This window comes from Campylobacter sp. RM15925 (assembly GCF_012978775.1).
Taxonomy (GTDB): Bacteria; Campylobacterota; Campylobacteria; order Campylobacterales; family Campylobacteraceae; genus Campylobacter_A; species Campylobacter_A canis.
Map to the genome: position 1 here is coordinate 37,414 of NZ_LIWP01000004.1, position 26,383 is coordinate 63,796.

25 protein-coding genes are annotated in these 26,383 nt (G+C 39.5%); 11 read left to right on the forward strand and 14 right to left on the reverse strand.

Features of this window, described 5'->3' with window-relative positions:
- Positions 1–44 precede the first annotated feature (44 nt).
- The 4 genes from CDOM15925_RS03310 to topA form a co-directional block, all read right to left on the reverse strand.
- On the reverse strand, positions 45–1,319 hold the full coding sequence (locus CDOM15925_RS03310) for a citrate synthase (protein WP_169941078.1): 1,275 nt from the start codon (positions 1,317–1,319) through the stop codon (positions 45–47).
- A 2-nt stretch (positions 1,320–1,321) separates the two neighbouring features.
- A complete protein-coding gene (locus CDOM15925_RS03315) occupies positions 1,322–2,506 on the reverse strand; it encodes a cation:proton antiporter (protein WP_169941080.1) in 1,185 nt (394 codons plus the stop codon).
- Positions 2,487–3,326, reverse strand: coding sequence for a biotin synthase (locus CDOM15925_RS03320; RefSeq protein WP_169941082.1), 840 nt, complete (start codon positions 3,324–3,326; stop codon positions 2,487–2,489). Before CDOM15925_RS03320 ends, CDOM15925_RS03315 begins: the two co-directional genes overlap by 20 nt.
- A gap of 343 nt (positions 3,327–3,669) precedes the next feature.
- Complete coding sequence (topA, locus tag CDOM15925_RS03325; RefSeq protein WP_502707278.1) at positions 3,670–5,772, reverse strand: type I DNA topoisomerase; 2,103 nt, start codon at positions 5,770–5,772, stop codon at positions 3,670–3,672.
- A gap of 158 nt (positions 5,773–5,930) precedes the next feature.
- On the opposite strand from topA, the gene CDOM15925_RS03330 reads away from it, so the two are divergent.
- Positions 5,931–7,472 (forward strand): flagellin B, encoded by a 1,542-nt coding sequence (locus CDOM15925_RS03330; protein ID WP_169941086.1) that lies wholly within the window; start codon positions 5,931–5,933, stop codon positions 7,470–7,472.
- 242 nt (positions 7,473–7,714) lie between these two features.
- On the opposite strand, the gene CDOM15925_RS03335 is transcribed toward CDOM15925_RS03330, so the two are convergent.
- The 8 genes from CDOM15925_RS03335 to dcd form a co-directional block, all read right to left on the reverse strand.
- Positions 7,715–9,754, reverse strand: coding sequence for a motility associated factor glycosyltransferase family protein (locus tag CDOM15925_RS03335; RefSeq protein ID WP_169941088.1), 2,040 nt, complete (start codon positions 9,752–9,754; stop codon positions 7,715–7,717).
- Between the two features lie 11 nt (positions 9,755–9,765).
- Positions 9,766–10,785 (reverse strand): pseudaminic acid synthase, encoded by a 1,020-nt coding sequence (gene pseI / locus CDOM15925_RS03340; RefSeq protein WP_169941090.1) that lies wholly within the window; start codon positions 10,783–10,785, stop codon positions 9,766–9,768.
- Positions 10,782–11,255: a UDP-4-amino-4,6-dideoxy-N-acetyl-beta-L-altrosamine N-acetyltransferase gene (gene pseH, locus CDOM15925_RS03345; RefSeq protein ID WP_169941092.1), complete on the reverse strand. Its 474-nt coding sequence runs from the start codon at positions 11,253–11,255 to the stop codon at positions 10,782–10,784. Before pseH ends, pseI begins: the two co-directional genes overlap by 4 nt.
- Positions 11,252–12,109 (reverse strand): UDP-2,4-diacetamido-2,4,6-trideoxy-beta-L-altropyranose hydrolase, encoded by an 858-nt coding sequence (pseG, locus tag CDOM15925_RS03350; protein WP_169941332.1) that lies wholly within the window; start codon positions 12,107–12,109, stop codon positions 11,252–11,254. The genes pseH and pseG overlap by 4 nt, the downstream gene beginning before the upstream one ends.
- A complete protein-coding gene (pseF, locus tag CDOM15925_RS03355; RefSeq protein ID WP_169941094.1) occupies positions 12,099–12,779 on the reverse strand; it encodes a pseudaminic acid cytidylyltransferase in 681 nt (226 codons plus the stop codon). Before pseF ends, pseG begins: the two co-directional genes overlap by 11 nt.
- On the reverse strand, positions 12,776–13,903 hold the full coding sequence (gene pseC / locus CDOM15925_RS03360) for a UDP-4-amino-4,6-dideoxy-N-acetyl-beta-L-altrosamine transaminase (protein WP_169941096.1): 1,128 nt from the start codon (positions 13,901–13,903) through the stop codon (positions 12,776–12,778). The genes pseF and pseC overlap by 4 nt, the downstream gene beginning before the upstream one ends.
- Positions 13,890–14,885 carry a UDP-N-acetylglucosamine 4,6-dehydratase (inverting) gene (gene pseB, locus CDOM15925_RS03365; protein ID WP_169941098.1) on the reverse strand — a complete coding sequence of 332 codons (996 nt, stop codon included), beginning with the start codon at positions 14,883–14,885 and terminating at the stop codon, positions 13,890–13,892. The genes pseC and pseB overlap by 14 nt, the downstream gene beginning before the upstream one ends.
- A gap of 132 nt (positions 14,886–15,017) precedes the next feature.
- Positions 15,018–15,578: a dCTP deaminase gene (gene dcd, locus CDOM15925_RS03370; RefSeq protein ID WP_169941100.1), complete on the reverse strand. Its 561-nt coding sequence runs from the start codon at positions 15,576–15,578 to the stop codon at positions 15,018–15,020.
- Between the two features lie 169 nt (positions 15,579–15,747).
- Between dcd and modA the strand changes: the two genes are divergently transcribed.
- Positions 15,748–16,449, forward strand: coding sequence for a molybdate ABC transporter substrate-binding protein (gene modA / locus CDOM15925_RS03375; RefSeq protein WP_169941102.1), 702 nt, complete (start codon positions 15,748–15,750; stop codon positions 16,447–16,449).
- Between the two features lie 243 nt (positions 16,450–16,692).
- Positions 16,693–17,358 (forward strand): molybdate ABC transporter permease subunit, encoded by a 666-nt coding sequence (locus CDOM15925_RS03380; RefSeq protein ID WP_169941104.1) that lies wholly within the window; start codon positions 16,693–16,695, stop codon positions 17,356–17,358.
- Between the two features lie 11 nt (positions 17,359–17,369).
- Here CDOM15925_RS03380 and CDOM15925_RS03385 read toward each other — a convergent pair whose 3' ends face one another.
- A complete protein-coding gene (locus CDOM15925_RS03385) occupies positions 17,370–18,218 on the reverse strand; it encodes a TIGR01777 family oxidoreductase (RefSeq protein WP_169941106.1) in 849 nt (282 codons plus the stop codon).
- Positions 18,219–18,453: 235 nt separating this feature from the next.
- Here CDOM15925_RS03385 and accB point away from each other — a divergent pair, with 235 nt between their 5' ends.
- From accB to CDOM15925_RS03400, 3 genes are all read left to right on the forward strand, one after another.
- Positions 18,454–18,906 carry an acetyl-CoA carboxylase biotin carboxyl carrier protein gene (gene accB, locus CDOM15925_RS03390; RefSeq protein ID WP_169941109.1) on the forward strand — a complete coding sequence of 151 codons (453 nt, stop codon included), beginning with the start codon at positions 18,454–18,456 and terminating at the stop codon, positions 18,904–18,906.
- A complete protein-coding gene (locus CDOM15925_RS03395) occupies positions 18,906–20,237 on the forward strand; it encodes an acetyl-CoA carboxylase biotin carboxylase subunit (protein WP_169941111.1) in 1,332 nt (443 codons plus the stop codon). The genes accB and CDOM15925_RS03395 overlap by 1 nt, the downstream gene beginning before the upstream one ends.
- Positions 20,238–20,345: 108 nt before the next feature.
- Positions 20,346–21,098 carry an SDR family NAD(P)-dependent oxidoreductase gene (locus CDOM15925_RS03400; RefSeq protein WP_169941113.1) on the forward strand — a complete coding sequence of 251 codons (753 nt, stop codon included), beginning with the start codon at positions 20,346–20,348 and terminating at the stop codon, positions 21,096–21,098.
- A 45-nt stretch (positions 21,099–21,143) separates the two neighbouring features.
- Here CDOM15925_RS03400 and CDOM15925_RS03405 read toward each other — a convergent pair whose 3' ends face one another.
- A complete protein-coding gene (locus CDOM15925_RS03405; RefSeq protein WP_169941115.1) occupies positions 21,144–21,977 on the reverse strand; it encodes a peptidyl-prolyl cis-trans isomerase in 834 nt (277 codons plus the stop codon).
- Between the two features lie 87 nt (positions 21,978–22,064).
- Between CDOM15925_RS03405 and gltX the strand changes: the two genes are divergently transcribed.
- From gltX to CDOM15925_RS03430, 5 genes are all read left to right on the forward strand, one after another.
- Entirely contained in the window at positions 22,065–23,450 is a 1,386-nt protein-coding gene (gltX, locus tag CDOM15925_RS03410) for a glutamate--tRNA ligase (protein ID WP_169941117.1), read from the forward strand.
- Entirely contained in the window at positions 23,447–24,703 is a 1,257-nt protein-coding gene (locus tag CDOM15925_RS03415; RefSeq protein WP_169941120.1) for a malic enzyme-like NAD(P)-binding protein, read from the forward strand. The genes gltX and CDOM15925_RS03415 overlap by 4 nt, the downstream gene beginning before the upstream one ends.
- Entirely contained in the window at positions 24,700–25,326 is a 627-nt protein-coding gene (gene upp, locus CDOM15925_RS03420; RefSeq protein ID WP_169941122.1) for a uracil phosphoribosyltransferase, read from the forward strand. The genes CDOM15925_RS03415 and upp overlap by 4 nt, the downstream gene beginning before the upstream one ends.
- 45 nt (positions 25,327–25,371) lie before the next feature.
- A complete protein-coding gene (locus tag CDOM15925_RS03425; protein WP_169941124.1) occupies positions 25,372–25,695 on the forward strand; it encodes a hypothetical protein in 324 nt (107 codons plus the stop codon).
- A 137-nt stretch (positions 25,696–25,832) separates the two neighbouring features.
- The gene (locus CDOM15925_RS03430) at positions 25,833–26,372 is read left to right on the forward strand and encodes an NAD(P)H-dependent oxidoreductase (protein ID WP_169941126.1); all 540 of its coding nucleotides are present in this window, start codon (positions 25,833–25,835) and stop codon (positions 26,370–26,372) included.
- The last annotated feature ends 11 nt before the right edge of the window (positions 26,373–26,383 follow it).

A 26,383-nucleotide genomic window follows, 5' to 3' on the forward strand; every position in this document is an offset into this window, starting at 1 on the left:
TAGGGCGACGTTATAAGTTGCTGTGCTTTGCACAGGTTTAAAAATCACTTCGGTGTTCGGTTTGTTTCTCCGACATAAAGCTGTCTAGGACGAACGATCTTGATCGTATCTTGCTCTTTTAGCTCTATCCACTGGCTTATCCAGCCCGGTGTGCGCCCGATCACAAAGATAACGGCAAACATGTCATTTGGAATCGATAGCGCCTTTAATATAAGTCCCGAATAAAAATCCACGTTCGGATAAAGATTGCGCGAGATGAAATAATCATCGCTAAGTGCGATCTCTTCGATCTTTTTGGCGATTTTTAAAAGCTCGGTATTTATGCCGATCTCGTCAAAGAGCTGATCGCACATCTTTTTAAGCACTCTTGCGCGCGGGTCGAAATTCTTATATACTCGGTGCCCAAAGCCCATGAGTCTAAACGGATCGTTTTTATCCTTTGCGCGTGCGATGTATTTTTCTACGTTTGCTACCGAGCCTATCTCTTCAAGCTGGCGTATGACGCCTTCGTTCGCTCCGCCATGCGCCCATCCCCAAAGAGCTCCGATGCCTGCCGATATACACGCATACGGATGAGCGTGTGTTGAGCCTACGGTGCGAACTGTCGTGGTTGAGGCGTTTTGCTCGTGGTCGGCGTGAAGCATGAAAACCGTATCAAGAGCCTTTACTTCGATAGGTTTTAAATTCACGTGCTCATAAGGATAACTTCTCATCATATAAAGAAAATTTTCGGTAAATCCGCGGTCCAAATTCGGATAAATAATAGGAAGCCCTCTTGAGTAGCGATAGCTAAACGCGGCTATGGTAGGGATTTTGGCAATTATTCGCATAGCCATTTCGTGATACTCTTCGGGTTTGTCCATATTAAGATGATCGAAATAAAACGCACTAAGCGCAGAAACGCTAGCTTGCAAGATCGCCATAGGGTGAGCTTTATCCGGAAAAGCGTCGAAAATTTTCATCATGCCTTCGTGTATAAAGGAGCGCTTTTTAAGCTCAAGTCTAAAATCATCATACTCTTTTGCGTTAGGCAACTCTTTGTTTAAAAGCAGATACGCGACATCAAGGAAGGTTTTGTTGTCGGCTAGATATGCTATATCGTATCCGCGGTGCATAAGCTCGCCTTTAAGTCCGTCTATATAGGTGATAGACGAGCGGCACATCGCGGTTGAAGTGTATCCGCGGTCAAAGGTAAACATACCCGTTTGGCTGAAAAATGTCGATATATCTATGACATCAGGACCCATAGTTCCTTGTAAAATCGGGAATTCGTAACTCTTGCCGTTTCTGTTGTCCGTAAGTGTGACAGTGTTTGACATCTTTACTCCTTTGAGATTGCTCTAAAATTTTTCTTTTGGGAATTCATCAAAATTTTTATACTTATCATCACTATTATAGCCTGAGTTAGACTTGCAAGGATACAAGAGAAGTAAAATTCCTCGCTTATGTCGCCTGATTTGTGAGCTATGGTAGCAACGGCTATCAAAAGAGTAAGTGGCATAGAGTGAGATAGTGCGTAAAGCATGGTTTTTTTAAAGCCGAGCAAATTTAAAAATACAAGGCTTGCTATCATCCTAAAGCCTATCATTATCGATACTATCAGCATCGCGTTTTTGATGATTCCGTCCATAAATAAAGCGTCAATCTTAAAAGTAGAGCCGATATATATGAAAAATGTAGGTACCAAAAAGCCAAATCCAAAGCTTGCAAGCTTATGCGGAAGGTCTTTTTTGTGATCAAAAAATGTCGCTATAAAAGTGCCTGCTACAAAAGCTCCAAAGGCTATCTCAAGATCAAGATAAAGCATAAGTGCGATAATGCCGAAAAATAGCGCCATAGAAAGCCTTATATCTTTTTCGGCGTTATCATAATGAGGCATAAGCATGACTTTTAGTTGAGGATACCACCAAAAAAGCACATTTAGCATCTTAAAGCCAAATGCGCTAAGCAGTAAAAATCCTCCAAGGTAAATGATAGAAAGCGCCAGCTCGCTTCCGGCACCAAATTTCAGGTATGCCCCGACAAATGTCAAAAGAACTATACTTACAACTTCGCCTATGGAGCCGACAAGCATGCCTAAATTTAGCCATTTTTCTTCTCTCCCATACTCTTTAAACAGCGTAAATATCATACCCACGCTCATAAGCGGTATGATGAGGATAAAAAGCGGTGTTAGATCAAAGCTAAACGTAATTATAGATGAGAGCAGATAGAGGAGTGCGATGTATATGAGCCCTGATTTTAGGATTTTTTTATCGGTTGTAAAAAATATCTTTAGATCAACCTCGGTTCCCGCTAAAAACATCAGGTAGAAAAACCCTACTTCGCTAACTATGTGAAATATGTCGTTGTGCCCTATAAGTCCGAAATACCCCGCAGCCGCACCCAAAATAATCTCAACCGGAGCGATTGGGATACGCAAAATTTTAGAAAAATACGGCGAGGTAAATACTATAAAAGCAAGTGCTATTAGTATGCTAAGACCGCTAGTGGCAGAGTGTGGCAAAGCTATATCCCCTTTTTGTAAGCTCTTTTATATCGCTGCTTGCAACTTCGCCTTTAGCCGTAAGATAATCTCCTATCACGATAGCCTCCGCGCCGTAGTCAAAAACTTCATATTGACGCTCTTTAAGCACCGCTTCGCGGCCGCCTGCTATCATGACTCTTGCGTTTGGCAAAGCCTCTTTCGTATCTTTTATGATTCTTAGCGCCTCATCTTGGCTTAGCTTTTCTTGTTTTATAGGAAGTGCCGCGTGCGGGATAAAGAAATTTATAGGCGTGGAAAACGGATCAAGCTCTTTTAGACTATTTCTAAAGCTAACTCTATCTTCATTACTCTCGCCAAGTCCGTATATACCCCCGCAACAAAGCGCCAGTCCTGCCCTTTTGGCATTTAAATTCGTCTCAAATCTCTCATCCCAAGTGTGCGTAGTGCAAATTTTAGCAAAGTATTCGCGGCTGGTTTCAAGATTGTGGTTGTAGCTAAAAACTCCCTCACTCTTAAGCTCTTTAAGCGCTTCGTAGCTTGCCATTCCGTTGCATGCGATCAGCATTAAATTCGGAAGCTCTTTTGAAATTTCTTTTGCCGCGCGGCAGATAAGTTCAAGCTTTGTGTCGTTTAAATTTTTACCCGAAGTTACTAGGCAAAAGCCAAGTGCGTGGTTATTTGAGGCTATTTTAGCCTCATAGATGATCTCTTCGATTGTTTTTAATTTGTATTTTTCTATTCTGGCGTCTACTTTTGCGCTTTGCGTGCAGTAACCGCAGTCTTCCGAGCAGTTGCCGACATTTAGCGAACAGATCGCACATAGCATAATTTGTTTCATTAGTTCTCTTTGCATTGATTTTATAAAAATTAACATTATACAAAATCAAAGCTTTTATCTGTTTAAACGTGCCTTGTTTTGGCTTTTTGGTTGTAAAATTGAGTTAAATTTCTACTTTGGATAGGGCCAAAATTTAGTCATTTGAATTTTGATTAATTCTAAGCGTAAAAAGAGATACTAGTTTGGTTTTGGATTTATTAAAATTCTTAAATCGTGTCGGCAAAGGCGGAGATTTTGGCGGAGGCGGCTCAAGCGGTAAAGTGGCTTAAGATATCAGGCAAAGTATCTAATACTCACTCGTTTTGCTCGTTCCAAATTCTTTGTATAGAGGGACGAGCCAGTATTATCCCTCTATCTGCTTTTTATTTTTGCACTTTACGCACTCTAGGAAAATGCCTTTTTTAAGCTCTTTTCTTGCCATCATACCGCCACACTCGTCGCATTTTTCGGTTGTCGGCTCGTATTTGCTGATAAAATTGCACTTCGGATAGCCTGAACATCCGTAAAATTTACCTCGCTTGCTTATGCGCTCAACCAGATCGCTTCCGCACTCAGGACAAGGCACGTCAAGCTTTTTAAGCTCTTTTTTCGGCTTTGCTTGGTCGCTTGACTCGCTTGTTTCTTGTTTTTTGATATTGCGCGAGTATTTGCATTTTGGGAAATTTCCGCAAGCTATAAATTCACCAAATCGCCCTTTTCTAAGAAGTAAATCGCCTCCGCATTCAGGGCATTTTTCGCCGATCGGAGTTGCTACTTTTTGGCTTTTTATATTTGTTTTGCCGCTTGAGATCTTCTCCATAAACGGATAGTAAAATTCGCTTAAAAGCTTTTGCCAATCAACCTTATCTTCAGCTACGCTATCAAGCTTTTCTTCCATAACAGACGTAAATTCGCTATCGACGATATCGCTAAAGTGTTCTTCAAGCACACCCATCATCGTAAATGCTATCTCGTTTGGTATGAGCTGCTTTTTTTCCACTCTTACGTAATCGCGCGAAGTTAGTAGCGATATGGTCGGTGCGTATGTGCTTGGGCGACCGATCCCTAGGCTTTCAAGCTTTTTAACAAGCCCCGCTTCCGAGTAGCGACTAGGCGGTTCGGTAAAGTGCTGGCTACTTGATATGTTTTGTAAGCTCATCTCGTCGCCTATATTTAAATTCGGTAAAATTTTATCCTTATCCAAATCCCCGTAAGCCTTATAAAAGCCGTCAAATAGCACCTTGCGTCCACTTATCTTAAACTCGCCCTTATCGCCTGACACAAAGACGTTTTGCGTTTGACTTATGCTTGCGCTCATTTGGCATGCTAAAAAGCGGTTGTATATAAGCGTATAAAGCTTAAGCGCGTCTTTTTCTAAAAATTTAGCCGCTATTTCAGGAGTGAAGCTTAAATTTGTAGGGCGTATCGCCTCGTGAGCTTCTTGTGCGCCTTTGCTTTTGGTAGCGTAAATTTTAGCCTTGCTTGGTAGGTATTTCTCTCCGTATTCGCTTTTAATGATCTCTCGTGCGGCTTCAACCGCCTCTTTGGCTAAATTTAAGCTATCGGTTCTCATGTATGTTATCGCGCCCATGAAGCCTTGATGGGTTTGCACGCCTTCATATAGGCTTTGAGCTATCATCATCGTTTTTCTGGGGCTAAATCCAAGTCTATTGCTCGCACTTTGTTGAAGTGTTGAGGTCATAAACGGCGGACTTGGTTCGGTTTTGCGCTCTTTGCTTTCGATCTCGCGAATTTTAAATTTGTCGTTTTTTAAATTTTCTACGATAAATTTTGCACGATCCGGGTTTGTTATGGTTAGCTTTTCTATCTTTTGGTTTTCAAATTTAACAAGCTCGGCTTCTAAATCTTTTTTAAATTTCGTATCGATTGTGTAGTATTCTATAGGTTTAAATGCCTGAATTTCACGCTCGCGATCCACTATTATCTTTAAAGCCGCACTTTGCACTCTGCCCGCGCTTAGTCCTTTTTGGATTTTTAAATTTAAAAGCGGAGAGAGCTTATATCCCACTATACGGTCAAGCAAACGGCGGGCTTGTTGGGCATTTACGCTTGACATATTTATAGTTCTCGGGCTGTTTAAGGCGTTGTTTATCGCGGTTTTGGTTATCTCGTGAAATACGATTCTTGGCAGGCTTTCGGGTTTTTTGCCTATCGCCATTGCGATATGATAGGCTATAGCTTCTCCCTCTCTATCCTCGTCGGTTGCCAGATAGACGTTATCAGCGCTTTTAGCAAGCTCTTTTATCTCTTTTACGACTTTGGAGTGATCGCTGCTTACTTTGTATTCGGGAGTGAATTTGTCATCTTCTATCTTTATACCAAAAGTCGTCTTAGGAAGATCCCTGATATGCCCTTTGGAGGCTATCACATCGTAGTCTTTGCCTAAGAAATTCTTGATAGTTTTTGCTTTGGCGGGTGATTCTACGATGATTAAATTTTTCATTATTATAACCTTATTAAAAATTTATCGGCTAATTGTAGCAAAAATTTTATGATAAAAATAAAAATTTAATTTTTTTCATTTTGGCTATAAACTTTTTTTTAAAACTCACGATATAGTTTTTGTGCGACATGAAGTCGTAACTAAACTTAAAAGGATTTAAAATGAGTTTTCGCATTAACACTAACATAAATGCACTTAACACACACGCAAACGCAGTCAGCAATAATAGAGAGCTTTCTATGTCTCTTGGCAAATTAAGTTCAGGTTTGAGAATTCAAACTGCAGCTGACGACGCTTCAGGTTTGGCTATTGCAGATAGCCTTAGAGCACAAGCTAACGCTTTAGGTCAAGCTATAGCAAACGGTAACGATGCTATCGGTATCATCCAAGTTGCAGATAAAGCAATGGATGAGCAGCTAAAAATTCTTGATACTATCAAGGTTAAAGCTACTCAATCAGCTCAAGACGGACAAACAACTCAGTCTCGCCAAGCGCTTCAAGCTGATATCGTTCGCCTTATGGAAGAGCTTGATAACATCGGCAACACAACTTCATTCAACGGTCAGCAACTACTTAACGGAACATTCTCTAACAAAGAGTTTCAAATCGGTGCTTACTCAAACCAAACTGTTAAAGCTTCTATCGGTGCTACTACATCAGATAAAATTGGCTTAACAAGATTTGAGAGTTCTAAGATTTTAACAAAAGCTATTGCACTTACAGTTACATTTAAAAATGTTGATGGTGTAAATGATGTTAAAGTTGCTGCAGCTAAGATAGGCACAGACATAGGTGAAGGTGTCGGTGCTTTAGCTGAAAACATTAACAAAGTAGCTGATAAAACAGGTGTAAGGGCTACATTTGATGTAACTGCTATTGCCGAGAACACAATTGCCGCTGGTAATTTAAAAGGTCTTACTGTAAATGGTGTCATAATAGGCGATTTGACGGTTAAAGATAGGGATAGTAACGGTGCTTTGGTAAATGCTATAAATGCTGTAAAGGACCAAACGGGAGTTGAAGCTTCTGTCAATACGGCTGGTAAGCTTGTATTGACAAGTCGTGATGGTAGAGCTATCAAACTTGGTGGCAAAAATGGTCAAGATCAAAATAAGATAGGTCAAGCATTAGGAATGTCGGAAAAAGTAGGTGCTATGCTAAGTACAGGCGTATTTGCAGGAAGAATTAACTTGGTTCGCCTTGATGGTAGAGATATTAAAGTTGAAGCTGGTGGCGCCAATGGAGATAAATTCTCTTTAGCTTTCAGTGCCGATAATAATGCCAATGGAGGATCTCAGGCATCTGTTTCTTTGAGAGAGATTAGAGGTCAGATAGATAAAACCGTTGCTGCCGCTATGGGCTTTCAAAGAATGAGTAAAGCAACTATGTCATCTGCTCAGTCAGCTGGTGTTATAACACTAAGAGGGGCAATGGCTGTTATGGATATAGCAGAGTCCGCTCAGCGCACACTTGACTTTATCCGCTCTGACCTAGGTTCTGTTCAAAACCAACTTGTAGCAACAGTTAATAACATAACAGTTACTCAAGTAAACGTAAAATCAGCTGAATCTCAAATAAGAGATGTTGATTTCGCTAAAGAATCAGCAAACTTCTCTAAATTTAACATCCTAGCTCAATCAGGAAGTTATGCAATGAGTCAAGCTAACGCTGTTCAACAAAACGTTCTTAGGTTACTTCAGTAATCTAAGATAAGTTTCCTTGAAAACGTTTTAAGACTACTTCAGTAGTATTAAAACGTTTCTACGCGAAGCAGGATTTTAATAAAATCCTGCGAAGCTGGAAAAATGTTCTTGGATTTATTCAGTAATCTAAAATATCCATCCTTAAGCTTTCAGGCTTAAGGCTTCCTCAAAATGTGTTAAGTTGCTTAGTTGTTAAAACTCAAATTTCAAGTCTGATTATCCGACTTGAAATTTTAATATACTTAAAATCTAAAATTATCTTTGATTTTACCTAAATTTGATTTTTCTATAAGACCTCTTTTTTTAAGTTCTTTTATCAAATTTCTTGAAGCTTTTTTGGTGGTTTCTATATCGGCATTTAGTCCGCCTGCAACTGAAAATAGCCAGTATTTATGAATTTCAACCCACTCTATAAGCTTATTTACTTTTTCTAGCTGTGTTTCACTTGGCGCAACTGAAATTTTAGCAAGTTCTAGCTCTTGATAATAGATGGACATAGAAACTATGTTGTCTACATATTTTTGGTAGTTTTTGTTCATTATTACATTTTTTGCTTTGTCTATTTGGTTTGAAATTTTAACTAGTTTATCAAAAAGCTTTTCGCTTACTTTTCCTTCGTCTCTAATTTTTAGTATATTGTCTATTTGAGGAACCACTTTTAAGAACACCTCTTCTACTTTAGACTTAGCAAGTTCTTGAATTTTTATTTTTTCTTTTATAGTCTTATATGATTGTAAAAGATATCTGTTTGCGGTTTTGTCTTTTACTTCGTTGATGTTTGGTAAATTTTTTACTTTTTTGTCTTTACAAAGCTTATTTATTACCTCTAAAAATGGCTTTTCGATAGCGCCTTCTATCCTGGCTCCGCCCTCAGTGCAGTTATATGTCGCGATATCTTCTTTTTTGGATTCCTCTATATCTTTCTCAAATTGATTTTTAAACTTATCCCAAACGTAAGTAGTTCTTACTTCACCTTCTCCGCCGTAAGCTTTAGTATAGAGGTGTTCTTCTGCTTGAGCGAATGCATGACCGGTCGCATGGCTTTTGCCGTCAGGAGCAAAGGCTAAATCCTGCCCTATCAAAACGATATTTTTATGCCCTAGCACTCTTGCCAGCTGATATGCTTGATTTGCCGTGGAGTGTCCTATGCCAAGATAGCCGTATTTTTTTAGATTAAAGATAAATTCGCTAGGCTGAGGTCTTATTGTTAGCACAAGTCTTCTAGGCAAGATATTTTTGATAGTTTGTTTGTGGGTTAGAGAAGCTACGATGAAGTATATGTCTTTATCGAATTCTTTGTTTTTATGCTTAAAAAAGCTTGAAGTAGCAACTACTCTTTCGATAGATGTTACGTAATCGGGCTTTATGCCGTGCTTTAATAGTATAGGATAAGAGGCATCAAGACTGATAACTGTAGCATATGGAGCGAATTTTTTAAGCGTATCAAGTTGCTTGTCAAGACTAGGTCCTGTGGCAACTATTATAGCAGTATCCATTAGATTATGGCGCTTTTTAACAAGATCTACATAAGAGTATCCTGTGATCATAGTTGGTAAATTCTCTATATGATTTTTTATGCCTATTAGCATATCGTCTATGCTATTTCCGCTACTTGCGACCATTTGAGAGATGGCTTTAGTGAATTCATAGTTGATTCTTTGGTAATCATCGGCAAAGTTGTCATAAAAAGCTGTATGTATATGCAGATCGTAAAGCTTTGCATATCTGTTAAATTCAACCTTTGCGATAAGATAATAAAACTGCGAATAATTGGCAAACTCTGAGTAAAAAAGTGTCAGTCGCTCGCTTGCAAGTTCGTTTGAAAGATCGATTAAATTTAACACTATATAAATTATCTCAAGCTCGGGCTCGACGACCACTATTCTTTGATGTGTCTCATTGCAAAGTAGTGCTTTGTATAAAATTCCGTTGCCAAGTCCGTAAAAGTACATAATCGGATAGCGCTTATACTGTTTTTCAAGACTTTCAAGCATATCGTGCGTGTCTTTTACGGGATTTTCATATATGTATTTAAAGCTTTTGCGATCAATTATGTTTATATCAAGAGGATCTTTTCCTGTAAAAACTTCGTATTTGTCTTGAGCACCCATAGCAAAGAGTCTGGCAGCTAGAATTTCATCTTGTTGAAATAACGCTTGAAGGTTTCTTTCAAAGATAGGGTTTTGTATCTGCCCTGCTTGACTGTCGGCTTTATGCTTAGCCTCTTTTGTGCTTATACTACTTTTGCCTATTTGCTCTTTTTTATCTATTTTTTTGCTCATTTTATCTCCTTTTATAGATCCTCTTGTATGATTTTTTCACCAAATTTTATATCTCTTTTTGCCGTTTTTCCTATCAACTCTTTTTTAAATTTAGGATGAAGCCCGTAACTTGGACGCACACTTTTTACGTTATCATCGCTAAAAATTTCTCCCGCTTTTATATCTTTACTTGCATAGAGCGAGCGAGCGAATTTTCTATTTTCTCCACCTGAAGTAAATTTGCTTTTACCAAGCAAGGCTTCGGCGTCTCGCACCGCTTTTACCATCTGTGCAAATTCGGCCTCATCGAGAGAAAATGCATCATCTACGCTTTTTACGTCTTTATTTAGTATGAAATGCTTTTCAACTATGCGCGCACCTAAACTCACCGCTACAACGGGCGCAACGATACCTAAAGTATGATCGCTAAAGCCGACTTCCACACCAAATTCATCCTTCATAGTAGGTATATTTAGCAAATTCATCTCGTTTAACGGCGCAGGATAGCTTGAAGTGCATTTTAAAAGAGCGATTTGGCTATTGCCGACATTTTTACAAATTTGCACTATATCCGCGATCTCTTCGTGAGTTGCGATGCCTGTTGATATGATGATTGGCCTGTTTTTCTTCGCGACATACTCTACAAAATCATAATCAACCGCTTCAAAGCTGGCGATTTTATAAGCGGGCGGGTTAAATTGCTCTAAAAAATCCACATCCTCTTTGCAAAATGGGCTTGAAAAGCAGATTAAGCCCTCCTTATGCGCAGTGTTAAAAAGCTGCTCGTGCCACTCTCTGGGAGTCATGGCTTGCTCGTAAAGCTCGTATAAATTTCGTCCGTCCCAAAGCCCGCCTCGTATCATAAAGTCTTCTTTTTGAGAATTTAGCGTAAGACTATCGGCAGTATATGTTTGTAATTTTATCGCATCGGCTCCGGCGCGTTTAGCCGCTTTTATGGTTTCAATCGCCGTTTCCAAGCTTCCTGAGTGGTTGGCTGAGAGTTCGGCGATGATAAATACTCTTTTATCCGTATCAAAATTTCCTATTTTCATATTGTTTTGCCTTGTAAATTTGCTTTTGTAAGCCTTAGATAGCTCATTTGATCATCTTTATCATAAATTTCAAAGCCAAATTTTTCATAAAGCGCAATGGCTTTTTCGTTGAAATTATAAGCGCATGAATTGAGCCTAAAAACCTTTAGCTCGCTAAACGCATAGTTAATTATAATTTGCATTAATTTTGCGCCTTGATTTTTTAAATTCGGATTTGCATAAAGTCCGAATTCGCAATTCTCATCACTTATGTTTATAAAGTCGATCACACCGATAAACTCGCCATTTTCTTCGACCAAAAAGTAAAGTCTATCAGAAGCGCTTTTTAATCCGTCGATAAATTTAAGATGCTCTTTTAAGTTTATATTTCTTGAGCGCATAAATTTCGCTACTCGCTCATCGTTTCGCCAATCAAAAACCATCATCTTTTGCTCTTTTGTAAGCTCGGTAAAATTTATAAGACGGATCATATCTCCTCGCTTGTATAGGCTTTATATCCGTTTTCAATAAGCCATTTATACATCTGTTTTTGATTGTTTGCAACCATAACCGCGCTGAAATTTGCGCCTAAAACAAGCGCTTCGTTTACAAGAGAGCTTGCCGAAATGATAAGCTCTTTACTCTCGTTCATTAGCCTTGCGATTTGATTTGAGTCGATAAAAAGAGTTAGGTTTTTATAGCTTTTCTCAAGCTTTTTAAGCGCATTTAAATTTGCATTGGCACTTGTTGTAACAAGGGCTATTTTTAAATTTTTTTCAAGTAGTTTAAGCGCTAAATTTGCACTCAAATTTTTGCTGTCAGTTCCGCCAAGTGCGATAAAAACATCATAAATTTTCTCTCTTTTTATCTTTTTTTCTTGATAAAATTCATCTCTTACCAGCATAAATTCTTGCCCGCACCAAATTTCACAAGCGGGAGGCAGTAAATTTTCATATTTTTTAGCATTGGCAAATATATTTACGTTTAATAAAATATCGCAAAAATGGGGCTTATACTCATCGTCAAAGCTTAAAATTTTAACTCCCGTAGCCTCTTTTATCGTCTTTTCATCTTCGTAATTAATGCCGTAGTGATCAACGACAAGAAGTTCAAATTTATGAGTGTTTATAAGACTTATTAGCTCATCTAAATCGTTTGTTTTAAGAGTAAAAACAGGGGAATTTATCTCGTTTATGAGCGAGCCTTCAAAATTTATGCAAGCAAAGCTGATGTCTTTGAATTTTTTTGCAAGAACAAGATCTCGCCTAATGTGTCCGTGTCCGATAGTTACGGAGCTATCGGCTCTAATTAAGGTTTTTAAATTTGCAAGTTTTTCAAAGCTCATGATTGATTTTATAAAGTTTTTGCGCGAACTCAAAATCTGCAAGCGTGTCTATATCGCACACCAAGTGTCTTGGCAGGATAAATGCCCTAGAGTGTGCCGCAAATATCGGCTTTTGCTCAAGCCAAGCCTCGCGTTTTGCGAAATAAAACTGCCCTGCGTCGTGATAAGCTCTTTCTAAATCTTGCGAGCGAGTGCTTAGATGTTGCGGATAAAACATGCTTACCGCGCCTTTTTCATCAAGCTTGATTGCACGCTGGATAGGAAAGCTAAATTCGCAAGCGGAAAATAAAAACTCACACTTATTATCTTGAAATTTATCGTAAGCCTCACGCAAAATTTCAGCCGTTAAAAGCGGAGCCGTAGCATAAAGGCAACAGACGTTTTTAAAATTTTCGCCCATTTTAAGGCAGGCGTCTTTCATGACATCGCTTGTAGTCGCAAAGTCATCACTTAAATTCGCTTCTCGCATGAACGGCACTTTTGCGCCGAATTTAAGCGAAATCCTTGCGATATCTTCATCGTCTGTACTTACTATTACTTCGTCAAAAATGCCCGAATTTAGCGCACTTTTTATACTGTGAGCAATGAGCGGCAAGCCCGCAAAGTCTTTGATGTTTTTATGCGGTATCCGCTTGCTTCCACCTCTTGCGGGTATGACGCAAAGATTCATATATCGCGCCTTTGGTTTGCAAATTCGCTAAGCACCTCAAGTAGAGTATCGGCTACGAATTTTGCGTCATCCATGCTCATGCTTTGGTGGCACGGCAAACTAAGTTCGGCTTTGTAAAAATCCTCCGCCGTCTTTAGCTCGATCTCTCCGTAAAGCTTGGTATAAAAGCTAAACTGATAAGTCGGTTTATAATGCACCTGCACGCCGACACCTCTTAAATGAAGCTCTTTAAAAATTTCCTCTTTTGAATTCCAAAGATTGCTAAAAAGCAAGATCGGATAAAGATGACGCGAGCTTTTTTTGTTTTCAGGGATTTTTATGAGGCTAAAATATGGATTTTTATCAAATCTTTCATCGTAAAATTTAGCGATATTTTCACGAATTTCGATCATCTCGTCAAGTCTTTTAAGCTGGCTTAACCCTAGCGCGCAAGCTACGTCGCTTAGGCGGTAGTTGTATCCAAGCAGGCTCATATCGCTGTGCCAAAGTTCGGTTTTAGAAATTCCGTGACTTCTATACAGACGCGCTTTTTTGGCTATCTCGTCGTCGTTTGTTACAAGCGCACCGCCCTCAAAAGTAGTGATAGGCTTAATTGCATGGAAGCTAAACACGCTTGCGTCCGCATGGCAGCCTACTTTAACTCCTTCTATGGTGCTACCAAGCGCATGTGAGGCGTCATCAAGCACTTTTATGCCTTTTGCGCGAGCTATTTTCATGATCTCTATTATGTTTACGCTATTTCCGCCAAAATCAACGGGAGCTATGACCTTTGTTTTTGATGTGATTAGCTCAGAAAGCTTGTTTTCGTTTATATTTCCGTCAAATTTGATGTCGCAAAATTTAACTTTAGCTCCCGCCATTAAAGCTGCGTTTGCCGTTGCCGCAAAGGTTAAAGGCGTAGTTATGACCTCGTCGTTTTCTTTTACGCCAAGAGAAAGATATCCGACGTGAAGCGCAGAAGTTGCCGAATTCATTACTACTGCGTGTTTTACTCCGACATATTCGCAAATGGCCTCTTCAAATTTAGCCACCTTATTTCCGCCTGTTAAAATTTCCGCTTGCATAGCTTCGCAAACGGCTGCTATATCGCTATTTGTGATCTGTTGCTTGCTATAAGCTATCATTTATCATCTCCAAAAGACCCTCTTTATCAAGCCAAATTTTATTAGTATTTGAGCTGTATTCAAACCCGTCTTCTACAAGCTTGCCTCTTTCGCCAAGCGCATTTGTCGAAAAGTCTTGTATAGTCGCAAACTGAATGGACGGGCTTATCACGTAGTGGTCGCTAAATTCGTAAGTTAGGTGCGCATCGTCTTTTCCAACCATCACTTCGTGCATTTTCTCTCCCGGTCTTATGCCTATGATTTTGACTTTAAGCTCTGGAGCAAGAGCCTTGGCAAGATCAAGCATAGTCATTGAGGGAATTTTAGGTATGAAAATTTCTCCACCCTTCATGCGCTCGAAATTTTTAAGAACGAAATTTACTCCTTGCTCAAGAGTGATCCAAAATCTCGTCATCTGCTCATGCGTTATAGGAAGCTCTTTTGCGCCTTCTTGAATGAGTCTTTTAAATAATGGCACTACCGAGCCTCGAGAGCCGACGACATTGCCGTATCTTACGACGCTAAAGCGAGTTTTTTTACTGCCTGCTATGTTGTTTGCCGCGACAAATAGCTTATCGCTAGCAAGCTTTGTGGCTCCGTATAAATTTACAGGATTGCAAGCTTTATCCGTTGATAGTGCGATCACTTTATTTACTCCGCAAGCAAAGGCTGCATCAATGACGTTTTGAGCGCCGTTGATGTTTGTTTTGATGCACTCCATCGGGTTATATTCGGCTATGGGAACGTGTTTCATCGCGGCTGCGTGAATGACAAAATCAACCCCGTCCATCGCGGTTTTTAGCCTCTTTTCATCTCGCACGTCGCCGATAAAATATCTCATTGCGGGATTTTTAAAAACTTGAGCCATTTCGTATTGCTTAAGCTCGTCTCTTGAGTATATAATTAGCCTTTTTGGCTTAAAATTTTTAAGCAAAATTTCGGTGTATTTCTTGCCGAAGCTTCCCGTTCCGCCGGTGATTAAAATATTTTTTCCGTTAAACATCTTTATTTCCTAAAAAGTTTATTTTATAAAGCTTAAGCAAAATATATACCAAAATTTAGCTTATCTCGCGGTTTTTATCAGCTAAACTACACGTTTAACTTAAAATTTAAAACCTGCTTTTAAAGCCAAAATTTATTTCAAAATTCTAGGCAGTGTTATACCTTCTTGAGCTTGATATTTACCCTTTTTATCGGCGTATGTCACTTCGCATGGCTCATCGCCTTCTAAAAATAAAACTTGCGCTATGCCTTCGTTTGCGTAAATTTTAGCCGGAAGCGGGGTCGTGTTTGAAATTTCAATCGTGATATGTCCCTTAAATCCCGGCTCAAACGGCGTTACGTTTACGATGATACCGCAGCGTGCGTAGGTGCTTTTGCCAAGGCAGATGGCTAGCACGTTATCAGGCATATTAAAATACTCGACCGTGCGAGCAAGCGCAAAGGAATTTGGTGGCACTATACATACATCGCCAACAAAATCAACCACGTTTTTCTCGTCGAAATTCTTTGGATCTACGACCGTGCCGCCCACATTTGTAAAAATTTTAAACTCATTTCCGACTCTTATGTCATATCCGTAGCTGCTAACTCCGTAGCTTACGACACCTTTGCCTACTTGCTCCTCGCAAAAAGGCACTATCATGCGCTCTTCTAAGCTTTTTTTTCGTATCCATCTATCGCTTTTTAGACCCATCTTTTTTCCTTATTTTAAATTTGTTAATTATATCATATTCGCGCCGCATGAAGTATTTTGTAAATTTAAAATATAAAATTTAAATTAATATCGATATAAAGCCTATTTTATTAGTATATAAGTATATATTTTATATTATTTGCGAAATTTTAAAACTAAAAGGATCAGCATGAAAAAATTTTTATTTTTAGCGGCTACTGTCTGTTTTGCACTTGCTTCGGATGCTTTACTTGTGGGTGCGGGCGGCGGATACAAAAAGCCCGTAACGGCAGTTATCGAAAACCTTAAAAAAGACGGCGTAAATGTTGAAGCTGCCTTTGCAAACATCAAGCAAATCACTATCCAAGCAGCAGAAGGCAAGATGGCGGTGATAGTAGGCGATGAGGCATTTTTAAACAAAAGCGGGCTTGAGATAAAGGGCTACGAACGTCTTGGAAAAGGCACTTTGTCTCTTGTAACTCCCAAAGAAAAAATGATAAATGATATCAAGGATATCTTGAAATTTGAGCGTATCGCGATGCCTGATGCTAAAAAAGCTATTTACGGAATTCGCACTACCGAGTTTCTTAAAAATTCGAACTTAGAAAAAGAGGTGGGCTCAAAGATGCTTGCCGTAGCAGGCGTTCCTCAAGTAGTGGCTTACGTGCTTAACGGTGAAGTTGATGCGGGATTTATAAATTCGACCGAAGCTGAGGCTAGAAGAGATGAATTCGGTTCGGTGATTTATGTAGATGAGAGTCTTTATAGTCCTGTTTTTATAAGTGCGGCCAAGCTTGCGGCATGTGAAAAACACGTAGATTGCTCTAAATTTATAGATGAGCTTAAAAGCGAGCGTTCAAAAGAAATTTTTGCAAAATTCGGTTTAAAGTGAGTGCTTGATCTTTTGATTTGTCGCTTATAAAGGCAAAATTTATATAGCATTTAAGGCTTTAAGATTTGCTAGTTGAGCGAAATTTGCAAATTTGATTAATTTAAAATCAAAAGAGAGTTTAAAAATAGATTTACGCGGCTTGGTAAATTTAAATTAATTTGCGTTACAAATAAAGGATTTAAGATAAAATTTCTAGCTTTTGTTAAGCTAAATTTATGCATGAAAACTAAAAAGGTTTAAAATTTGAGCGAGTTTTCTTGGTTAGTTCACCCTTTGATTTTAAGTGCCAAAACGCTTTGCATAACCTTTGTCTGTCTTGTTTTGATCGGACTTCCGATAGCCTATTTTCTAGCATTTTATAAGGGCAAATTTAAGCCGGCTCTTGAGGCTTTGGTTATGTTTCCTTTGATATTTCCGCCGATTGCGACGGGATTTTTGTTGCTTTATCTGCTGGGGCGCAACTCGTTTTTGGGAGAGGCTTTAAATTTACAGATAGTTTTTAGTTTCAGCGCTCTTGTTATAGCTTCGTTTTTAGCAGGGCTTCCGCTTTTGGTTAAGCCCGTATCCGCAGCTCTTGAAAGTCTGCCTAAAAGTCTTATTGAAGCGGGGCAGAGCCTTGGCAAGAATAAATTTGAAATAGCAGTTTTCATAATAATGCCAAACGTCATTAAAAGCATCATTTCAGCCCTTGTTTTAGCGCTTGCAAGAGGTCTTGGCGAAGTGGGTATCACGCTCATGCTTGGCGGAAATATAGTAGGCAAGACAGACACCGTTTCGCTTGCGATTTTTAACGCTGTTTATGACGGAGAAAACGAACGCGCACTCATTTTAAGCCTTATTTTGGTTGTCTTAAGCCTAGCAATGTTTGGATTTATAAATTTGCTTGAAGCAAGAAAGACCGGCGTGTAAGTTAAATTTAGCTAGCTTAAGGCATGTTTTAAGCTATCTTCTATCTTTGCGTAGTCAAATTTAAATCCGTTTTGAAGTAGATTTTTAGGATATACTTTCTGCCCTTGGGTTAGTATCTTAGCTCCTTCGCCGAATTTAAGCTTAAGTGCGAATTCTGGCACCTTAAACCAAGCCGGTCGTTTTAGAGCGTTAGCAAGAGCGGCGGTAAATTCTTTGTTTGATACGGGATTTGGCGAAGAGAGGTTGTATATACCTTCAAGCTCGTTTGATAATACAAACTCATAAGCTCTTGCCAGATCGTTTATATCTATCCATGAAAATCCTTGTTTACCGTCGCCTAAAATTCCGCCAAGACCAAGTTTAAAAACTGGAAGCATCTTTTCTAGTGCACCGCCCTTGCCGATAACTACCGATATCCTAAAAATAGCCGTTTTGATGCCTAGATGCTTGGCTTTAAGCGCCTCTTCTTCCCATTTTTTAGAAAGTTCTCCTAAAAACCCGTCGTCAAATTCCTGCGAGCTTTCATCGTGTTCTTTGCCTGTTTTATATATGCCTACAGCCGAAGTACTGATAAAAATTTTTGGCTTATTTTGTAAATTCTGCATAGCTTTTACTAAATTTATCGTCGTATCTAGCCTGCTTGATACAAGCTCTTTTTTGTATGATTCGCTCCATTTTTTAGCTATGCTTGCACCTGCTAAATTTATTATGACATCACATCCTTCTATCTTGTCTTGCAGTTGTTTTATGTCGTTATAAATTCCTCTTGGTATGCGCACTATCTCGTGTTTTGACTTTAAAAAATCAGTCAAGTAGTTGCCCACAAAGCCGCTTGTACCGTTTATAGCTATCTTTGCCAAGAAATTTCCTTAAATTTAATATGAAATTTGATTATTCAATATTTAGGCTAAATTTTATTTTAAAATCAAAAATTAATATTGGTTTATAGCCGCATTTTGTATTAAATGTCACTATTTGTCACTCCTTGAGTATGCAACTAAAGCCCGTTGGTATGAATATAAGATTAAACAAATTGAAGTTTTAGATTTTTTTGATACAATACCCTAATTAGCTTAAAATTTTTAGGAGAGCTTTATGAAAAAAGAAGACATCAAAGAGTTGATCGAGTTTTTTAACGAAATGGATATGAATCGTATCAAAATTAAAAGTGGAGATTTTGAAGTCGAGCTTGAAAAATTCGCCGATTGTTGCGAGCTTCCTAAGCCCGCGCCCGCTCCAATGCCCGCTCCGGCTCCAACACCCGTAAATGTAGTAGTAAGCTCTGAAGTTAAGCAAACTACAAGTGCAAAAGAGAGTATCAAATCGCCTATGGTAGGGACATTTTATGTAGCTCCAAGTCCCGGTGCGGCGCCGTTTGTAAAAGTAGGACAAAGGGTGAGAAAAGGCGATGTAATAGGCATCATAGAAGCCATGAAGATAATGAATGAGATTGAAGCGGAATTTGACTGCACTATCACCGAGATGTTGGTTTCAGACGGACAGCCTGTTGAATTTGCGATGCCGCTATTTGGAGTGGAGAAAATTTAATGGAAATCAAAAGAGTCTTAATCGCAAATCGCGGTGAAATAGCACTGCGCGCACTAAGAACTATCAAAGAGATGGGCAAAGAGGCTATCGTGGTTTATTCTACCGCCGATGCTGATGCCCTTTATGTGAAATACGCAGACGCAGCTATCTGCATAGGCGGACCGCGTTCAAGCGACAGCTATATAAACATCCCTGCAGTCATCAGCGCTGCTGAGATAAGCGAAGCCGATGCGATATTTCCGGGATACGGTTTTTTAAGTGAAAATCAAAATTTCGTTGAAATTTGCGCTCATCACAATCTAAAATTTATAGGCCCTAGCGTAGAGGCTATGGCTTTAATGAGCGATAAGAGCAAAGCAAAACAGATGATGCAAAGAGCGGGAGTGCCTGTAATACCTGGCTCTGACGGAGCTATTTCGGATACGAAAGCTGCCAAAGAGCTAGCCAAAAAAATCGGCTATCCTGTTATCTTAAAGGCTGCCGCGGGCGGTGGCGGTCGCGGTATGCGAGTGGTTGAGAAAGAAGAAGATATCGAAAAGGCGTTTTGGTCGGCTGAAAGCGAGGCCATGAGCGCATTTGGCGACGGAACAATGTATATGGAAAAATACATCCTAAACCCACGTCATATCGAAGTTCAAATCATTGGCGATAAATTCGGCAATGTTATTCACGTCGGCGAACGTGATTGCTCTATGCAGCGCAGACATCAAAAGCTAATCGAAGAAAGCCCTGCTATTTTGCTTGATGAAAATACCCGTGCAAGACTTCACGAAACCGCAATCAAAGCGGCAAAGGCCATAGGCTATGAGGGTGCGGGGACGTTTGAATTTTTAGTTGATAAAAATTTGGACTTTTACTTTATCGAGATGAATACCCGCTTGCAGGTTGAGCACTGCGTAAGCGAAATGGTAAGCGGACTTGACATCATCGAGCTTATGATAAAAGTCGCAGAAGGCGAAAAGCTTCCTAGCCAAGAGAGTATCAGCCTAAAAGGACACGCGATAGAGTGCAGAATAACGGCTGAGGATCCAAACACTTTCGCGCCAAGTCCGGGAAAGATAACCAAATACGTCTGCCCGGGCGGTAGAAACGTGCGTATGGATAGCCATATCTATCAGGATTACTCTATACCGCCTTATTATGACAGCATGATCGGCAAGCTTATCGTGTGGGACGAGGATAGAAACAAAGCAATCCACAAGATGAAAGTGGCTCTTGAGCAGCTTGTCATACACGGTATAAAAACTACTAGAGATTTTCATATAGGAATGATGGAAAACAAAGATTTTATCAACAATAATTACGATACGAATTACTTATCTAAACACTAAAATTGCACTAATTCGGCTTTGTTTATCTGCAAAGCCGAAAATCTTTTCTGCTTGCTAAGACTAAGGCTGTTTATTATTTTAAACTATTAAACCATACAAGGAGACAAAATGGACTCTTATATCGTTATAACGGGCGCTAGCTCGGGTATCGGATATGAAGTCGCCAAAGCTTTTGCAAAGCGTGGCGAGAATTTAGTGCTTATAGCTAGGCGCGGAGTACTTTTAGATAGCTTAAAGGCTGAAATTTTAGCCGATTTTGGCAATCTTAAAGTGATAACTAAAATTTGCGATCTCTCGAATCCTAAAAATGTTCATAAAATTTATGACGAACTTAAAATTTATTATATTAAAGCTTGGATAAATAATGCAGGCTTTGGCGATTATAGCCTTGTAGGTTCGCAAAATTTAGACAAAACCGAGCAGATGATAGATCTAAATATCAAGGCTCTTACTATCTTTTCAACTCTTTTTGCAAGGGATTATTTTGATAAACCTGCCAAGCTTGTCAATATCTCTTCAACCGGAGGATACAGCATCGTGCCAAACGCAGTGACGTATTGTGCTAGCAAATTTTACGTAAGCGTGTTTACCGAGGGGCTATATCATGAACTTAGAGCAAACGGCGCTAAAATGCAGGCTAAAGTACTAGCTCCTGCGGCCACTAAGACTGAATTCGGCATGAGAGCAACCGACAAAGACGAATACGACTATGACGCAAATTTTAAGAGATATCACTCATCTAAGCAGATGGCGGAATTTTTGCTTAAGCTTTATGATAGCGATAAATGCGTTGGTTTAGTAGATAGAAATAGTTTTGAATTTAAGCTAAGCGAGCCGATATTCGCTCATGTTTTTAGATAATTTTAAAAAGAGTGAAATTTGAGCTTAAATTTCACTCTTAAAGAACTATCTAAGCATTTTTATATTTGCTCTGGCGCGAAGTTTGTTGAAGTATTCGCTTATGACACGCTCTTCTTCGAGTCTATATATGCTACTTATGACTTCGTTTTTTACGTCTTCAAATCTTGGCATCGTTACGCCTGATTTTGAACTAACTAAAAACATCTCAAATCCGCTTGGCGTTTGGAAAATTTGAGTAAATGAACCGTCTTTTGTCATCTCAAAAATTTGTCTTAGTTGAGGCGGAATTTGCTCGCTTTTAAGTTCTAAAATTTCGGTTTTTACGGCAGGATTTACGCTTAGTGGCGAATCTTGAATAGATTCTAAAAGCTCTCTTTGTCCGGATATATATCTTGTTGCTTTAACCTCTGCGAATTTTACGAATTGACTAGGGTTTTGCTCAAAATAAGCCCTCGCTCCCTCTTCGCTAACATTTACTTTTGCGTCTTTGAAGATGTTTTGATAGAGCTTTTCTTGTTTGATACTCTTTGCGACATCCTCTTTAAAATCGCTATAGTTTATTCCTTGACGCGATAGTACGCTGCTAAGATCGGCTAAATTTACACCGTTTTCTTGTGCAATTTTTTGCATTCTTTCATTTATCTCAAAGCTGCTTGCGTCGATGTTTAAAGCTTTTATCTGCGCTTGCTCGAGTCTATCTTTGATCAAAAAATTTATAGCGCTTTTCTCATCTGTTTTTAAAATTTGCGAAGTTTTATAAACCTCATACATCGTTATAGGTTCGTTTTCTACTATGGCCGCCAGTCCGTTTACTAGTTGTTGCGAAAAAGCGAAATTTGCACTGAGTAAAAAAGCCAGAAAAAACATCTTTTTAGACATATAAAACCCTTATTTAAGTTTAAAGTAAATATAATTATCCGCAATTATAACATTTTAATTTTTAAGATTGATAATAAAGGCAAAATTATGATAGTTACGAGATTTGCCCCGAGTCCGACAGGGTATTTACACATAGGCGGACTTAGAACTGCGCTTTATAGCTATCTTTACGCTAGGAAAAACGGCGGGAAATTTCTACTTCGTATCGAAGATACCGACTTAAAACGCAACTCCGAAGAAGCTACCGTCGCTATAAAAGAGGCATTTGATTGGTGTGGGCTTGATTATGACGGAGAGGTTACTTATCAGTCAAAGCGCTTTGATATATATAAAGAGTATGTTAAAAAGCTGCTTGAAGAGGGAAAGGCGTATAAGGATTATATGAGCAAAGAGGAGCTTGATGAGCTTAGAGCGCAACAAGAAGCGCGCAAAGAGCGTCCTAAATATGACGGCAGATACCGCGACTTTACGGGTGTGCCGCCTGAAGGAATCGATCCTGTTATACGCATAAAAGCGCCTTTGACGGGCGAAATTTTGATAGATGACGGCATAAAAGGCGAAGTTAAATTTAGAGCCGAAGATATCTTGGATGATTTTATTATCGCCAGAAGCGACGGCACGCCTACATATAACTTTACGGTAGTTATAGATGATATGCTTATGGGCGTAACTCACGTTATAAGAGGCGATGATCACCTCTCAAACACTCCAAAGCAGATTGTTTTATACGATGCGCTGGGCTTTAAGCCTCCTAAATTTTTTCACGTCGCGATGATAAACGGCGAAGACGGCAAGAAACTAAGTAAGCGTCACGGAGCAACGGACGTGATGGAGTATAAACGTATGGGCTATCTGCCTGAAGCGCTTTTAAATTTCTTAGTGCGACTTGGCTGGAGTCATGGAGATGATGAAATTTTTAGCATGGAAGATATGCTTAAATACTTCGATCCCCACCATATAAACAAATCCTCAAGCACATATAATGCACAAAAGCTTGAGTGGCTAAACGCTCACTACATCAAAACTCTGCCTTACGATAGGCTGGCTAAGGATATGCTTGAATTTGGAGTGGATTTTAAGGCTATGCCAAAGGGCGAAATTCTGCTAAATTCACTAAGAGAGCGCTCTAAAACTCTGCTTGAGATGAGCGAAAGCGCAAAGACTATCATCAATGCGCCAAGCGTTTATGACGAAAAAGCTTTTGGCAAATTTATAACCGAGCAAAGCCTTGAAATTTTGGCTAAATTTAAAGAAATTTTAACTTATGATCTAAGCGCTGCGGGCTATGAGGAGATAACTACTAAATTTTTAGAAGAAAACGGTCTGAAATTAAAAGATCTGGCTCAGGCTTTAAGAGTGAGTTTAACGGGCTCAAGCGTCTCTCCTTCGATATTTGAAGTACTTGAAGTACTTGGAAGCGCGGAGATAAAAAAAAGAATAGAAAATATAATAAAATACAAGGAAACGAAATGACACATGTAACGAAAGAGGAGAGTTTAGCTTATCACGTTGGCGGCAAGATAGAGATCAACGTAAAAACTCCGTGCGAGAGTGCAAGGGATCTATCCATGGCTTACACTCCCGGTGTTGCAGAGCCTTGCAAGGCGATTGAAGCGGATAATGAACTTGCATATAAATATACCAATAAAGCGAATTTAGTAGCCGTCATAACCGACGGCACGGCGGTACTTGGACTTGGCGATATAGGAGCCGTAGCGGGTAAGCCCGTCATGGAAGGCAAGTCTGTTTTGTTTAAAAAATTTGCAAACGTAGATGCCTTTGATATCGAGCTTGACGAAAAAGATCCGGATAAGATAGTTGAAATTTGCAAAGCGCTTGCTCCTACCTTTGGCGGTATAAATTTAGAAGATATCAAAGCTCCAAAATGCTTCGAGATAGAAAAGAAGCTTCAAGAAGCCGTTGATATCCCCGTAATGCATGACGATCAGCACGGAACGGCGATGATAACGAGCGCCGGTCTTATAAACGCGCTTGAAATTTCAGGCAAAGATATAGAAAAGATTAAGATCGTAGTAAGCGGCTCAGGCGCTGCGGGAGTAGCTTGCGCTAGGATGTATAGACTGCTTGGCGCTAAAAATATCGTGATGATAGACAGCAAGGGCGTAGTGCATGATGAAAGAGACGATCTGACCGCCGAAAAGCAAGAATTTGCCATAAAAACAAGCGATAGAACTATGGCTGACGCCGTTAAAGGTGCGGATATGTTTTTAGGTCTTAGTAAGCCGGGAGTGCTTACAAAAGATATGGTAAAAAGCATGAATCCGGAGCCTATTATATTTGCTCTTGCAAACCCGACGCCTGAAATTTTCCCCGAAGAAGTTCTTGAAGTAAGAAGCGATGTCATGATGGGAACGGGCAGGAGCGATTATCCAAATCAAGTAAATAACGTGCTTGGCTTTCCTTTTATATTCCGCGGAGCGCTTGACGTAAGAGCCAGAAAGATAACGGAAAATATGAAAATGGCGGCTGCCCGCGCTTTAGCCGACTTGGCAAAAGAGCCCGTGCCTGAGGAGGTTTGTAGGGCTTCAGGCGAGGATGAGTTAAAATTCGGTAAGGATTACATCATACCAAAGCCTTTTGATAAGCGTGTTTTAACGGCCGTTGCTCCTGCCGTTGCAAAAGCCGCTATCGAAGACGGTGTGGCAAGAGTTGAGAATTTCGATATAAACGCTTATACGGCTAGACTTGCAAAGGGCATAGTATGAAAAACGTTAAGCTCATATCTCATCCGCTAATAGAGCATAAGCTGGCCATTTTAAGAGATATCTCGACAGAGCCGTTTCAATTTCGAATGCTTGTGGATGAGATAAGCCACTTGATGATATTTGAGGCTACCAGAGATCTTGGTTTGCGTGAAGTTAGCGTCAAAACTCCCGTCGCCGATACGACGGCTAAAAAGCTAGCCGATAAAATCATGATATGCCCGATATTGCGCGCCGCTCTTGGTATGCTTGATAGTGTTTTTACGCTGATTCCTGATGCAAGCGTAGGCTTTTTGGGCTTTCAGCGAAATGAAGAGACGGCTGAGGCTGAGTTTTTTTACGCTAAACTTCCAAAGGATGCCAAAGATCGCGTTGCTATCATCATAGACCCGATGTTTGCTACGGGCGGTACGGCTATAGATGCAGTTAAATTTTTAAGAAAAAACGGCGTTAAGCATATCAAATTTATCTCTATCATCGCAGCCCCTGAGGGACTAAAAAGATTTAGTGAAATTTATCCTGATGTTGAAGTTTTTACCGCGGCGATAGACGAGAAACTTGACGAGAGAAATTATATAGTTCCGGGTCTTGGCGATGCGGGAGATAGAGTGTTTAACACACTATAAGCAGATATTTTCGTGAAATTTAATGAATTTATAAAAAGGAATAAAATGAGAAATTTTCTAGCCTGTTTGCTTTTATCTGTTTTTATGGCGGGTTGTGCTGCTTCTAGCGCGACAAAATCTAGTGCTAAAGTCGAAGAAAGGCAGTTTTCAAGCGTATTTTACGCGGTTAAACTAACAAGCAGCGACGGCTGGCAGACCGCAACTATGGAAGATAGCGACGGAGATGTTTATGAACTTAAGAAGAAAGATACTCCTAAGGGGTTGTTTTTAGTATCTGATAATAAAAGAGTAAACATCCATATCAAGGGGCAAAATGCCTTGCTTCAAAACAGTATGGGCGAATTTTTCGTACTTGAAGAAGCGAAGTAATCAGTAGCCTTTTTTGGGTTAAATTTATCTGGTTTATATAGCTAATTTAAAGCCGTTAGTAAAGATATTGTGGATATAATTAATCTAAATTTATATGTTAAAAACGGATAAATTAAATACACCTGAAAGGAATAATAATGAAAACCGTTGTCATTATGTCGCATCCGGATTATCAAAATTCAAGAATGAATAAGGCTCTTTTTGAGGCTGCAAAAACTATCAATGATGTTACCGTAAGGCACTTAGAAGCTATCTACGGATATGATACAAAGGCTTTTAACGTAAAAGAGGAGCAAAAAATTTTAGAAAGTGCCGATAGGATAGTCTTTCAGTTTCCGATGTTTTGGCTTGCGACTCCTGCGATGCTAAAAGCTTATATAGATGAAATTTTTACTTACGGCTGGGCGTATGGAAGCACCGGAAATAAGCTTGCAGGCAAAGAGCTTCAGATAGTGGTTAGCTTAGGAAGCGCAGAGGCTGCCTATTCAAAAGAGGGTAGCATCAAGCATACCGTTAGCGAAGTGCTTTTGCCTCTACAGATCACGGCTGATTATTGCGGGATGATATTTAATAGAATTTTTATAAACGGCGGCTCGTTCAGTGCAAATGACGATGATATAAAAGAGTGCGTCGAAAAATACGTAAAACTACTTCAAAACGAGCCTATGGAGGAGTAAATTTCAGGAGT

Excerpts from the sequence above, each read along its gene's own strand:
- accB (WP_169941109.1), top strand. The coding sequence starts at position 18,454 with ATGAAAAAAGAAGACATCAAAGAGTTGATCGAGTTTTTTAACGAAATG.
- CDOM15925_RS03395 (WP_169941111.1), top strand. The coding sequence starts at position 18,906 with ATGGAAATCAAAAGAGTCTTAATCGCAAATCGCGGTGAAATAGCACTG.
- CDOM15925_RS03405 (WP_169941115.1), bottom strand. The coding sequence starts at position 21,977 with ATGTCTAAAAAGATGTTTTTTCTGGCTTTTTTACTCAGTGCAAATTTC.
- CDOM15925_RS03415 (WP_169941120.1), top strand. The coding sequence starts at position 23,447 with ATGACACATGTAACGAAAGAGGAGAGTTTAGCTTATCACGTTGGCGGC.
- pseH (WP_169941092.1), bottom strand. The coding sequence starts at position 11,255 with ATGATCCGTCTTATAAATTTTACCGAGCTTACAAAAGAGCAAAAGATG.
- upp (WP_169941122.1), top strand. The coding sequence starts at position 24,700 with ATGAAAAACGTTAAGCTCATATCTCATCCGCTAATAGAGCATAAGCTG.
- CDOM15925_RS03310 (WP_169941078.1), bottom strand. The coding sequence starts at position 1,319 with ATGTCAAACACTGTCACACTTACGGACAACAGAAACGGCAAGAGTTAC.
- CDOM15925_RS03400 (WP_169941113.1), top strand. The coding sequence starts at position 20,346 with ATGGACTCTTATATCGTTATAACGGGCGCTAGCTCGGGTATCGGATAT.
- dcd (WP_169941100.1), bottom strand. The coding sequence starts at position 15,578 with ATGGGTCTAAAAAGCGATAGATGGATACGAAAAAAAAGCTTAGAAGAG.
- CDOM15925_RS03320 (WP_169941082.1), bottom strand. The coding sequence starts at position 3,326 with ATGAAACAAATTATGCTATGTGCGATCTGTTCGCTAAATGTCGGCAAC.
- CDOM15925_RS03335 (WP_169941088.1), bottom strand. The coding sequence starts at position 9,754 with ATGAGCAAAAAAATAGATAAAAAAGAGCAAATAGGCAAAAGTAGTATA.
- pseF (WP_169941094.1), bottom strand. The coding sequence starts at position 12,779 with ATGAATCTTTGCGTCATACCCGCAAGAGGTGGAAGCAAGCGGATACCG.
- pseG (WP_169941332.1), bottom strand. The coding sequence starts at position 12,109 with ATGAGCTTTGAAAAACTTGCAAATTTAAAAACCTTAATTAGAGCCGAT.
- modA (WP_169941102.1), top strand. The coding sequence starts at position 15,748 with ATGAAAAAATTTTTATTTTTAGCGGCTACTGTCTGTTTTGCACTTGCT.
- CDOM15925_RS03425 (WP_169941124.1), top strand. The coding sequence starts at position 25,372 with ATGAGAAATTTTCTAGCCTGTTTGCTTTTATCTGTTTTTATGGCGGGT.
- pseB (WP_169941098.1), bottom strand. The coding sequence starts at position 14,885 with ATGTTTAACGGAAAAAATATTTTAATCACCGGCGGAACGGGAAGCTTC.
- pseC (WP_169941096.1), bottom strand. The coding sequence starts at position 13,903 with ATGATAGCTTATAGCAAGCAACAGATCACAAATAGCGATATAGCAGCC.
- pseI (WP_169941090.1), bottom strand. The coding sequence starts at position 10,785 with ATGAAAATAGGAAATTTTGATACGGATAAAAGAGTATTTATCATCGCC.
- CDOM15925_RS03330 (WP_169941086.1), top strand. The coding sequence starts at position 5,931 with ATGAGTTTTCGCATTAACACTAACATAAATGCACTTAACACACACGCA.
- CDOM15925_RS03430 (WP_169941126.1), top strand. The coding sequence starts at position 25,833 with ATGAAAACCGTTGTCATTATGTCGCATCCGGATTATCAAAATTCAAGA.
- gltX (WP_169941117.1), top strand. The coding sequence starts at position 22,065 with ATGATAGTTACGAGATTTGCCCCGAGTCCGACAGGGTATTTACACATA.